Source organism: Zhihengliuella salsuginis (genome assembly GCF_014651715.1).
Taxonomy (GTDB): domain Bacteria; phylum Actinomycetota; class Actinomycetes; order Actinomycetales; family Micrococcaceae; genus Zhihengliuella; species Zhihengliuella salsuginis.
On record NZ_BMXK01000008.1, the window covers coordinates 55,563 to 67,032 of the forward strand.

General features: G+C 72.1%; 9 protein-coding genes. 6 read left to right on the plus strand and 3 right to left on the minus strand.

What is annotated here, in order from left to right:
- The first annotated feature begins 87 nt into the window (after positions 1 to 87).
- From IE069_RS10090 to IE069_RS10110, 5 genes are all read left to right on the plus strand, one after another.
- Positions 88 to 1,626: a fumarylacetoacetate hydrolase family protein gene (locus IE069_RS10090; protein WP_189350124.1), complete on the plus strand. Its 1,539-nt coding sequence runs from the start codon at positions 88 to 90 to the stop codon at positions 1,624 to 1,626.
- Positions 1,613 to 2,296 (plus strand): GntR family transcriptional regulator, encoded by a 684-nt coding sequence (locus IE069_RS10095; protein ID WP_189350127.1) that lies wholly within the window; start codon positions 1,613 to 1,615, stop codon positions 2,294 to 2,296. The genes IE069_RS10090 and IE069_RS10095 overlap by 14 nt, the downstream gene beginning before the upstream one ends.
- Positions 2,297 to 2,324: 28 nt before the next feature.
- Positions 2,325 to 3,830, plus strand: a complete 1,506-nt coding sequence (gene hpaE, locus IE069_RS10100) for a 5-carboxymethyl-2-hydroxymuconate semialdehyde dehydrogenase (RefSeq protein ID WP_189350129.1) — start codon at positions 2,325 to 2,327, stop codon at positions 3,828 to 3,830.
- 79 nt (positions 3,831 to 3,909) lie between these two features.
- A complete protein-coding gene (gene hpaD, locus IE069_RS10105) occupies positions 3,910 to 5,007 on the plus strand; it encodes a 3,4-dihydroxyphenylacetate 2,3-dioxygenase (RefSeq protein ID WP_189350131.1) in 1,098 nt (365 codons plus the stop codon).
- 110 nt (positions 5,008 to 5,117) lie between these two features.
- Positions 5,118 to 5,810 carry a phosphoribosyltransferase gene (locus IE069_RS10110; RefSeq protein ID WP_189350132.1) on the plus strand — a complete coding sequence of 231 codons (693 nt, stop codon included), beginning with the start codon at positions 5,118 to 5,120 and terminating at the stop codon, positions 5,808 to 5,810.
- On the opposite strand, the gene IE069_RS10115 is transcribed toward IE069_RS10110, so the two are convergent.
- Positions 5,797 to 6,180 carry an META domain-containing protein gene (locus IE069_RS10115; protein ID WP_189350134.1) on the minus strand — a complete coding sequence of 128 codons (384 nt, stop codon included), beginning with the start codon at positions 6,178 to 6,180 and terminating at the stop codon, positions 5,797 to 5,799. The two genes, IE069_RS10110 and IE069_RS10115, sit on opposite strands and share 14 nt — an antisense overlap.
- A 173-nt stretch (positions 6,181 to 6,353) precedes the next feature.
- On the opposite strand from IE069_RS10115, the gene IE069_RS10120 reads away from it, so the two are divergent.
- A complete protein-coding gene (locus tag IE069_RS10120; protein ID WP_189350136.1) occupies positions 6,354 to 7,112 on the plus strand; it encodes an IclR family transcriptional regulator in 759 nt (252 codons plus the stop codon).
- A gap of 72 nt (positions 7,113 to 7,184) precedes the next feature.
- On the opposite strand, the gene IE069_RS10125 is transcribed toward IE069_RS10120, so the two are convergent.
- Positions 7,185 to 10,235, minus strand: a complete 3,051-nt coding sequence (locus IE069_RS10125; protein WP_189350137.1) for an AAA family ATPase — start codon at positions 10,233 to 10,235, stop codon at positions 7,185 to 7,187.
- Complete coding sequence (locus tag IE069_RS10130) at positions 10,232 to 11,395, minus strand: exonuclease SbcCD subunit D (protein ID WP_189350139.1); 1,164 nt, start codon at positions 11,393 to 11,395, stop codon at positions 10,232 to 10,234. Before IE069_RS10130 ends, IE069_RS10125 begins: the two co-directional genes overlap by 4 nt.
- Positions 11,396 to 11,470: the final 75 nt, after the last annotated feature.

Sequence of the window (11,470 nt, forward strand, 5' to 3'; positions counted from 1 at the left end):
ACCCCCGACCCTCCGGCGCCGCGGCGCGCCGGAGGGTCTTGACATTCCCGGTGACACACACCACAATGATCGTATACGATTTCATACATGACACCGGGAGGGTCCGTGACCACCACACCTGAAGGCAACGACGCCGCACACGCCACGACCGTCGACGCCGCGTTCTGCGAGCGCGTCGGCAAGGTCGTCGCCGTCCACCTGGCCTACCGGTCCCGCGCCGAGCAGCGCGGGCGGACGCCGACCTTCCCGTCCTACTTCATGAAGGCCACCTCCTCCCTGGCGGCGACCGGCGAAACGGTCGAACGCCCCGCCGGGACCGAGCTGCTCGCCTTCGAGGGCGAGATCGCCCTCGTCATCGGCACAGCCGCCCGCCGCATCTCCCCCGACGAGGGCTGGGGCCACGTCGGGTGGGTCACCGCGAGCAACGACCTCGGCCTGTACGACATCAAGTACGCCGACAAGGGTTCGAACGTACGTTCGAAATCGGGTGACGGGTTCACCCCGATCGGGCCCGCGCTGCTCCCCGCAGCCGACGTCGACCCGGGCAACCTGCGGATCCGCACGTGGGTCAACGGGAGTCTCGCCCAGGACGCCACCACCGAGGAGCTGATCTTCAGCTTCGGGCAGATCGTCGCCGACCTCTCCCAGCAGATGACGCTGCAGCCGGGCGACGTGGTCCTCACCGGCACCCCCGCCGGCTCGTCGGTCATCGTGCCCGGGGACGTCGTGGAGGTCCAGGTCGACGACGTCGCCTCCTCCCGCTCCACGGGCCGGCTCTCGACGACCGTCACCGAGGGCGCCGAGGGCTTCGCCGCCTTCGGCAACCCCACGAAGATCACCGACGCCGACCGCATCGACGCGTTCGGCACCCCGGAGGCCGCGGGCATCGAGCGCCCGCTCACCGGGGCCGAGGCCCTGACCGAGGGCGTCAAGGAGAAACTGCTCTCCGTCGCCACCGCCACCATCTCCGGGGCCCTGCGCAAGCGGGGACTGAACAACGTCGCCATCGAGGGCCTGACGGCCACGAAGGGCACCCGCAAGGTCATCGGGCTCGCCCGCACCCTGCGCTACGTCCCCAACCGCGAGGACCTGTTCAAGTCCCACGGCGGCGGCTACAACGCCCAGAAACGGGCGATGGACTCTCTCGAGCCGGGCCAGATCCTGGTCATGGAGGCCCGCGGCGAGCAGGGCTCGGCCACGCTCGGCGACATCCTCGCCCTGCGCACGCAGGTCGCGGGCGCCGAGGCCATCATCACCGACGGCGGTGTACGCGACCTCTCCGCCGTCGAGGACCTCGACATCCCGGCGTTCCACAACGGCGCCCACCCCGCGGTCCTCGGCCGCAAGCACGTCCCCTGGAGCATCGACGAGACGATCGGCTGCGGCGGCACCACCGTCCAGCCCGGCGACATCATCGTCGGGGACGCCGACGGCATCCTCGTGATCCCGCCGGCACTGGCCGCCGAGATCGCCGACGAGACCGTCGAGCAGGAGCGCCGCGACACCTTCGTGTTCGAGCACGTCAAGAAGGGCCACAAGATCGACGGGCTCTTCCCCATGAACAAGGACTGGCTGGAGAAGTACCACGCGTGGGTCAACTCGGGAGCGGACCTTGACGCCCTCTAAATCCGAGCAGGCCTACGAGCTGCTGCAGTCGAAGATCGTCTCCGGGGACTACTCCCCCGGGTACCGGCTCGTGCTCAGCTCCCTCGCCGCGGAGCTCGGCTGCAGCGTCGTCCCCGTCCGCGAGGCGATCCGCCGCCTCGAGGCCGAGGGGCTCGTCTCCTTCGAACGGAACGTCGGCGCGACCGTCGCCAGTGTCGACGCGACGCTCTACCTGAACACGATGCAGACGCTCTCCATCCTCGAGGGGGCGGCCACCGCGCTCGCGGCACCGCTCATCAGCGACGAGACCCTCGCGGAGGCGCGCCGCCTCAACCGCGAGATGGAGGCCTGCCTCGCCGACTTCGATCCCGATCGGTTCTCGCGGCTGAACATCGCCTTCCACGAGCTCCTGTACGGCTCGTGCCCGAACCCCCACATCCTCGACCTCGTGCACCGGGGCTGGAAGCGGATGCGGGCCATGCGCTCGCCGACGTTCTCCACCGTCCCGGGCCGGGCGCGCAACTCCGTCGCGGAGCACGACGCGCTGCTGGACCTGCTCGTCTCGCAGGCCCCGTCGGCGGCCGTCGAGGCGGCAGCCCGGGAGCACCGCACCAACACCCTCAACGCCTACCTGGCCGTCGCGGGCCTGCCACCGTCCACGCTGACGCTGCCCGCCGCAGTTCACCCCTGACCGCTTTTCACTGTCGAAAGGACAACCCATGAGCAAGCACTTCGTCCCGGAGGACCTCCCCACCCGCATCCAGCACTACATCGGTGGCCAGTTCGTCGACTCCGTCGGCGGCGAGACCTTCGAGGTCCTCGACCCGGTGACCAACCAGACGTACGCCACGGCCGCCTCCGGCCAGAAGGCGGACATCGACGCGGCCGTCGCCGCCGCCACCGAGGCCTTCGAGAACGGCCCGTGGCCGCGCATGAAGCCCCGGCAGCGGGCGAACATCCTCAACAAGATCGCCGACGCCGTCGTCGCCCAGGAGGACCGCCTCGCCGAGCTGGAAACGTTCGACACGGGCCTGCCGATCACCCAGGCGCGCGGCCAGGCCCAGCGCGCCGCGGAGAACTTCCGCTTCTTCGCGGACCTGATCGTCGCCCAGCACGACAACGCGTTCAAGGTCCCGGGCTCGCAGGTCAACTACGTCAACCGCAAGCCGATCGGCGTCGCGGGCCTGATCACCCCGTGGAACACCCCGTTCATGCTCGAGTCCTGGAAGCTCGCCCCGTCGATCGCCTCCGGCTGCACGGTCGTCCTGAAGCCGGCCGAGTTCACGCCGCTGTCGGCGTCCCTGTGGGCGACCATCTTCAAGGAGGCCGGCCTGCCGGACGGCGTCTTCAACATGGTCAACGGGCTCGGCGAGTCCGCCGGCGACGCCCTCGTCAAGCACCCGGACGTCCCGCTGATCTCCTTCACGGGCGAGTCCTCCACCGGCCAGACCATCTACCGCAACTGCGCTGAGGGCCTCAAGGGCATGTCGATGGAGCTCGGCGGCAAGTCGCCGGCCATCGTCTTCGCCGACGCCGATTTCGACGCCGCGATCGATTCGACCCTCTTCGGCGTCTTCTCCCTGAACGGCGAACGCTGCACCGCCGGCTCCCGCATCCTCGTCGAGCGCAGCATCTACTCGAAGTTCTGCGAGGCGTACGCCGCCCGGGCGAAGACCATCAAGGTGGGCGACCCCCACGACCCGGAGACCCAGGTGGGGGCGCTCGTGCACCCCGAGCACTACGACAAGGTGATGAGCTACGTCGAGCTCGGCAAGTCCGAGGGCCGCGTCCTCGCCGGCGGGGGCCGCCCGGAGAACCTCCCGGAGGGCCAGGAGAACGGCTCGTACGTGGCCCCGACGGTCTTCGCCGACGTCGCCCCGGACGCCCGCATCTTCCAGGAGGAGATCTTCGGCCCGGTCGTCGCGATCACCCCGTTCGACACCGACGAGGAGGCCCTCGCCCTCGCCAACAACACCAAGTACGGCCTGGCCGCCTACGTGTGGACGACCAACCTCAAGCGCGCCCACAACTTCGCCCAGGACGTCGAGGCCGGCATGGTCTGGCTCAACAGCCACAACGTCCGCGACCTGCGCAGCCCCTTCGGCGGCGTCAAGGCATCCGGACTCGGCAACGAGGGCGGCTACCGCTCGATCGACTTCTACACCGACCAGCAGGCCGTGCACATCACCCTCGGCGATGTGCACACCCCCAAGTTCGGCGGCTGACACCGCCCGGCACCGCCCTTCCGACGGCGGCACCCACAGCCGCGTGCCGCCGTCGTACCGAACCACCAGGAGAGAAACAATGAGCAACGAGATCCCCCGGCCCACCGCCCCGGCCCCCGACATCCTGCGCTGCGCCTACATGGAGCTGGTCGTCACCGACCTCGCCAAGTCCCGCGACTTCTATGTCGACCTGCTCGGCCTGCACGTGACCGAAGAGGACGAGAACCAGATCTACCTGCGCTCCTTCGAGGAGTTCATCCACCACAATCTGGTCCTCACCAAGGGCCCCGTCGCCGCGCTGAAGGCCATGGCCTTCCGGGTGCGCGCCCCCGAGGACGTGGACCTCGCCGAGGCCTACTACCAGGAGCTGGGCTGCCGCACCGAACGCCGCAAGGACGGCTTCGTCAACGGCGTCGGCGACGCCCTGCGCGTGGAGGACCCGCTGGGCTTCCCGTACGAGTTCTTCCACGAGGTCGACCACGTCGAGCGCCTGCACATGCGCTACGACCTCTACTCGGCCGGCGAGCTGGTCCGCCTGGACCACTTCAACCAGGTCACCCCGGACGTCCAGCGCGGCCGCAAGTACCTGGAGGACCTGGGCTTCCGCGTCACCGAGGACATCAAGGACGAGGAGGGCACCACCTACGCCGCCTGGATGCACCGCAAGGGCACCGTGCACGACACCGCGCTCACGGGCGGCAACGGCCCGCGCATGCACCACGTCGCCTTCTCCACCCACGAGAAGCACAACATCATCCAGATCTGCGACAAGATGGGCGCTCTGCGCATGTCCGACCGGATCGAGCGCGGCCCCGGCCGCCACGGCGTCTCCAACGCGTTCTACCTGTACATCCTCGACCCGGACGACCACCGCATCGAGATCTACACGCAGGACTACTACACGGGCGACCCGGACAACCCCACCATCACCTGGGACGTCCACGACAACCAGCGCCGCGACTGGTGGGGCAACCCGGTCGTCCCGTCCTGGTACACCGAGGCCTCCCTGGTCCTCGACCTCGACGGCAACCCGCAGGAGGTCATCGAGCGCACGGACGACTCGGAGATGGCCGTGACCGTCGGCGCCGACGGGTTCTCCTACACCCGCGAGGACGACGAGTCCGGCACCTACCGCGGCCAGGCCTCGAAGGGCTTCAAGCTCGGCAACCAGGTCTGACCGGCCCTGCCCCGAGCGTACGACGGCGTCCGGCGACTTCCCCAGGGAAGTCGCCGGACGCCGTCGTTCCCCCTCTAGCCGCCGCCGGCTGCGCCGAGCACACTGGAAGCATGACCGAGAGGAACGCCCCCTGCCCGCCCTACGCCGACCGCGACGCGGCTGCGGCCGCGCTCGCCGAGCCCTTGCGGTTCCTGGCCGGCGACCCGGCGGCCGTCGTGCTCGGGCTGGCCCGCGGCGGCGTGCCCGTGGCGGCCGGCATCGCGGGGCGGCTCTCCCTCGCATGGGACGCGCTGGTGGTGCGCAAACTCGGGGTGCCCGGCCATCCGGAGGTGGCCTTCGGCGCGCTGGCGGCCCACGGCGGCGCGCGGGCCGCCTACCACTCGGACGCCGTCCGGGCGGGCCTGGGCCTCAGGGCCGGCCGACGCGCGCTGCGCGTGGTCGAGGAGCAGGAGGCCGCCGAACTGGACCGCCGCCAGCGGGACTACCTCGCCGGGCGGATCCCGGATGTCACCGGTCGCACCGTGGTGCTCGCCGACGACGGCCTGGCCACCGGGGCCACCCTCCGCGCCGCGCTCGCCGTGCTGAGCACCTCCGACCCGGCGCGGTGCATCGCCGCGGTGCCGGTCGGGCCGCCGTCGGCGTGCGCTGACCTGGAGCCCGCGGTGGACCGTCTGGTCTGCCCCTGCCGGCCGGAGGACTTCCGAGCCGTCGGCGCCGCCTACGAGAGCTTCGACCAGGTCTCCGACGACGAGGTCCACCGCCTGCTGGACGGGCCCGGCGGGCCTGGATTCACGGGCGGGTGAGCGTGCCGACGCGCCCGCCGTCGGCATCGAAGACCACCAGCACGTCGCCTTCGACCTCCAGCGTGTCGAGGTCCCCGATCCACTCGACGAGGTTCTCGCACCACATCAGGGTGCGGACGACGCCGAGCGTCCTCACCCGGCCGTCGTCCACGGACCAGGACCCGCTCAGGCGGTTGCAGCCATCGGAGCCGGTCAGGGATCCGTCCGCGTCGAATCGCAGCCACGCGGAGGCGCCGTCGTCCATGCCCCACCGGCCGAGGACGCGCTCCTGAACGGGGGAGCCGCCGCCCGCCGGATCGCAGGCGGACAGGCCGGCGGCCGCGAGCACGGCGAGCACGAGCGGCAGGGCGCGGGGCAGGTTGGGGGCCATACGGCCAGCATGCCGCATGCCGGCGCGTTTGTCCCGGTGCGGCTCGCGCACCGGGCACCGCGCGAGCCGCGCCCGCCTCCCGGCAACGCGTGTTCGTATTCAGAACGCTTCGTTCTATTTTTGAGACCAGGTGCTAGGCTCGTGTCCTGTGATGGGCAACACAAGGAGTAAGCATGGCATCTGAATCCGCCGCGACGCCGCACCCGGCCAAGGACGACACCAAGCCGGCGTCGCAGACGCTCTCCCGCGGCATCCGGATGCTGGAGATCCTGGCCGAGTCGCCGGGGCCCGTCACGATCGCCGACCTGTCGGCGAGTCTGGGGGTGCACCGCTCGATCGCCTACCGGATCCTGCGCACCCTCGAGGCCCACCTGCTCGTCATGCGCGACGCCAGCGGCCGGGTCCAGCTGGCCCCGGGGCTCGTCACCCTGGCCCTCGGCGTGCAGCAGGACCTGCAGTCGGCCGCCCTCCCGGAGCTCGCCGAGGTCGCGAACGAGCACGGCGCGAGTGCATTCATCGCCGTCTGGGACCAGCGCGACTGCTTCACCCTGGTCACCGTCGAGCCCCGGCACGGCAACGCGGCGGTCATCCAGCGCCCGGGATCCCGGCACGCCTTCAACCGCGGCGCCCCGGGGATCGCCATCCAGTCGGCACTGGCCCGCGAGGCCTGGACCGAGCGCATGCCCGACGAGCCGTACCGCGAGGCCGCCGTCGAGGCCCGCGACCTCGGCTACTCGATCAGCCGGGACGAGGTGATTCCGGGCGTCTCAGCCGTGGCTGCTCCCATCCAGGTGCCCAATCAGCTGCCCGCGGCTGTCGCGATGGTCTACCCGACCGCGTCGCCGCCGGCGGAGACGGCCGCCCTCGGGAACCGGATGATCCGCGCCGCGCGCGCTATCGAGCGCGGCCTCGGCGCCGCGCCGGGGCGCTGACGCGCCGGCCGGCGACCAGCACGACGGCGGAGCCCACCACCGCGCCTGTCGCCGCCTGACGCCCCCCCGGCGTCAGACCCCCGACAGGTCGAGCTCGAGCGCGGTCGTCGACCCCTGCTGCGTCTTGTGCACGACGAGTTGAGCCGCGATCTGCTCCTTGAGCTCCTGCACGTGGCTCACCAGGCCCACGACACGGCCGCTGGTGCGCAATCCGTCCAGGGCGGACATGACCTTCTCCAGCGTCGCCGGGTCGAGGCTCCCGAAGCCCTCGTCGACGAAGAGCGTCTCCATGTCGATCCCGCCGGACTCGGCCTGGATCACGTCGGCCAGGCCCAACGCCAGCGCGAGCGAGGCCATGAAGGACTCACCACCCGACAGCGAGCCGGGCTCGCGCTCCGCGCCGGTCCACTCGTCCCGGACCTTGATGCCCAGTCCGCCCTTGCCCCGGCCGCCTGAGGCGTCGTCGTGGGCGAGCGCGAAACGCCCCGCGGTCATCTCCACGAGCCGTTCGTTGGCTGCTGCGGCGACGGCCTCCAGGCGAGCCGCGAGGACATAGGTGCTCAACGGCATCTTGTAGCTGTTCTCCCCTGCCCCGGTGGCCAGATCCGCCAGCCCCTTGACGAGCTCGAATTCGGCCAGCAGCGGCCCCTGGCGCTCGGTCAGCGCGTCCAGGCGGGCCCGCTGGCCGTCGAAGCGCCGCGCGTATCCCTCCAGGTTCCCCCGGCGTGTGACCAGCTTCGTGACGTCGTGTTCGGACTCGACGGCCTGCGCCCGCGCGGCTGCGAGCCCTTCCTCGGTGGGAACGTCGAGTCCGCTCTGCCGGTCGCTCCGCGCGCGGGCGAGTTCCTCGCTCTCGGCCAGCGCCGACAGGCGGATCCCCTCCTCGTCGAAATCCGCGACGCTCCTGGCGAGCTCCTTCTGCCGGACGTCGTCGACACGGCTCGCGGCCGCCGTGCGCACGGAGTCGAATCCCTGCTCGGCCAGCGCGGCGTCGAGTTCGGCGCGGGCCGTCTTCTCGGCACGCTCGGCCTCGCCCACGGCCGCCAGCGACCGTTCCCAGCCGCTGCCGGCCTCGACGACCCGCCGCAGCTCGTCGACCCGCTCGTCCAGCGTTGCAGCCGGTGCGGCGGCATCGGCGATCTGGCGCGAGCCGGAGTCGATCTGCTCGCGCAGCTCGGTGCGCAGTGCCTCGAGCGTCGCCTGCCGCTCCCGCGCCCGCGCGAGGTCGGCGGCCAGTGCGGTCCGCTCCGACCCGATCCGTTCGAGCTGAGCCTCGGCTGCTTCCAGAGCCTCAGCGGCGGCTTCGGACTCGGCCGTCAGCGCTGCTGCCCGGTCCCGTTCCGCTGCCGCGTCTTCGGCGCTGCGTTCGCCGGCGAGAGCCTGGAGCCGGTGCATCTCGGCCTCGGCGGCGGTCCTCGCCTGAGCGGCCTGCTCCGCTGTCTGCTGGCGGTCGTGCACGAGCTCCTCCGCCGCCTGGATCTGCGCATCCGTCACCGCGCGTGCGCCGTCGCCGCCCGCGGGGTCCGGGTGCTCGCGCGAGCCACACACGGCGCACGGCTCCCCCTCGACGAGGTCGGCCGCGAGCGCCTCGGCCGAGTGCGCGAGCCGTGCGTCGACGAGGTCCGCGTGAGCCCGGCGGGCGCCGGCGTGCTCGCGTTCGGCGCGGGTCCAGTCGGAGACGGCGGCCGCGTGGGCCTGCCGGTAGCCGTCCCGTGCCGTGACCGCCTCGACCGCTTGCCGGGCCCGGTCCGAGGCTGCGGCGCGCTCGGCCAGCCCGGCCGCTGCCGGACGGTGCCCGGCGATCCGGGCGAGCGTCTGCCCGTCCTCGGCCTCGAGGGTTGTGATCTGGCGCGCCAAGTCGCTGACGCGCTGCACGACGACGGCGTGGTCGGCGTCGGCAGCCTTCAGACGGTCGCGCCGCTCGGCCAGTTCCCGCTCGCGCGGCAGGAGGGACTCCGCCACGTTGAGTGCCCGCGTGGCCCGGGCGACGAGCGTTCGGGCGGCCTCGGCGCAGTCGTCGACTGGTTCCGCCAGAAACGGTGCGGCCGCGGGGAGCTCGCCGGCGGTCGCACGGGCGGAGTCGTGGGCGCGGCGGGCCTGCGCGAGTTCTTCTGCGGTGCGCTCCTGGCGACCGGCGGCCTCCGCGACCCGCCGGCCCCGGGCGTCGCCGTCGAGCACGGTCCGCGCCTCGAGGATCGCCGGGCGCCGCTCCTCGTGGGCGGCACTGCGCCGCTCGAATCCGGCCAGCAGGCGCGCGTCGCCGGCGCGGCGGTCGAGCAGCAGGGCGCGTTCGGAGAGCGCGGTGTGCTGTGCGCGGGCGGCTGTCAGTGCGGTCTCCAGGCCGGCCTCCTCGGCGGCCAGCCGGTCGGCGACAAGCGCGACCAGTTCCTCGCCGCAGGGCTCGGCGTCCGTCTCGTCGGCAGCCTCCGCCGCGGCGGCGAGGTCCCCGAGGTGGTTCGCCGCATCGTCGGCGAGGCTCTCCAGCAGGTGCCGGTGCTCGAGGTCGGCGTCGCGGGCGGCAGCGGCGAGCCGGCGCCGCCGGTCGGCGAGGTGGTTCTCCACACCCCGGTAGTCGGACACGTCGAACAGGCTCTCGAGGAGCGACTGGCGGTCCTTGTCGCTGGCCCGGAGGAAGGCGGCGAACTCCCCCTGCGGGAGCATGGCGACCCGGGTGAACTGCGCGCGGCCCATCCCGAGGATGTCGGTGATCTCGGCGCCGACCTCGTCGTTGCGCGTCGATTTGACCACCCATTCCCCGTCGACGAGCTCGCGCAGCCGGCTCTGGGCCTTCTCCGGAGTTGTCCCCTCGCCGCGGCGCTTCGGCCGGTCCCACGCGGGCGAGCGGCTCACCTCGAAGCGGCGGTCCCGCACGCTGAACTCGCAGGAGGCCTCGGGGACGGACGCCTCGTCGGCGTGGGCGCTGCGGATGGACTTGACGCCTTCGCGGGCACCCGGCAGGGCCCCGTAGAGCGCGAAGCAGATGCCGTCGAGGACACTGGTCTTGCCGGCACCGGTCTCCCCGTTGAGCAGGAACAGGCCCGCCGCAGACAGGGCGTCGAAATCGATGACCTCGGCTCCCCCGAACGGTCCGAAGGCCTGCAGCCGCAGCTGGTGGATCCTCATGCCTCACCCCTCCCCTCGCGCACGGCGGCGAACGCGGCGGCGACCACGTCCTGCTCGGCCTCGTCCAGCCGCCGCCGGCGGACGTGGTCGACGAAGTCCCCGGTCACCTCGATCGGGTTGCGGGCCCGACGGACCCGGTCGGCGTAGGACGCGGCGGCGTCCTGCCGCCCGCGCGGCTCGAAGCGCAGGACCAGCAGGTGCGGGAAGCGCCCGCGGACGCGTTCGAGAGCCCGTGCGGGCCGTTCCGGGTCGGTCAGCGTGACCTGGCAGTAGGCCGCCTCGGCCTCGGCGTGGGCCGCGTCGGCGAGCAGGTCCTCGAGGTCGCCCCGCAGCGTCGCGAGCCGGCGCTCGGGCGTCCAGTCGCGCGCGGAGACGTCGACGACGCCGTCCGCGCCGGTCTCGACCAGCCAGGCGCCCTTGCGGTGGTGCACCTCGGAGAACGAGTAGGCGATGGGCGAGCCCGAGTACCGGACGTTCCCGGCCAGCCGCTGCCGCCCGTGCAGGTGGCCCAGGGCCGCGTAGTCGAAGTCGCCGAAGTAGTCGACGGGAACGTTGTCCACGCCCCCGATGCTCAGGTCGCGCTCGCTCTCCGACGGCTCGGCGCCCGTCGCGAAGACGTGGGCCATGACCACGGAGACGATCGGGGCGCTCCCCTCGCGGCGGCGTCGTTCGAGGTCTTCGCGGATGCGCTCCAGCACCGCGTTCACCACAGGCGGGTGCCCGGGGGCCTCGACGCCCAGCTCCTCGCGCACCATGCGCGGCTCGAGGTACGGGACGGGGTAGACCGCCACCTGGTGGTCCGGCGCGTCGAAGACGACCGGTTCCGCGGCCGCGGCGACCGCGGTCCGCACGTGCACCCCGGAGAGCCGCATCAGCCGGGCACCGAAGCCCAGCCGGATGGCCGAGTCGTGGTTTCCGCTGGTGACCACCACCTGCGCACCGGCCTCGCGGAGGCGGATCAGGGCCTCGTCAAAGAGACCCACCACGTCCACGCCGGGCATGGCCCGGTCGTAGACGTCCCCCGAGATCAGGACGACGTCGACGCCGTCCTCCTCCACGCAGGCCACGAGCTCGTCGATGAATTTCAGCTGCGCGGACTCGAGCCCGGCCCCGTGGAAGGACCGCCCCAGGTGCCAGTCCGAGGTGTGCAAGATCTTCATGGAATCACCCTATGCCGCCCCGCCCGCAGAATGGGCCACGCGGCGGCGGCCGGTGCCGGGTACGTAGAATGGCCG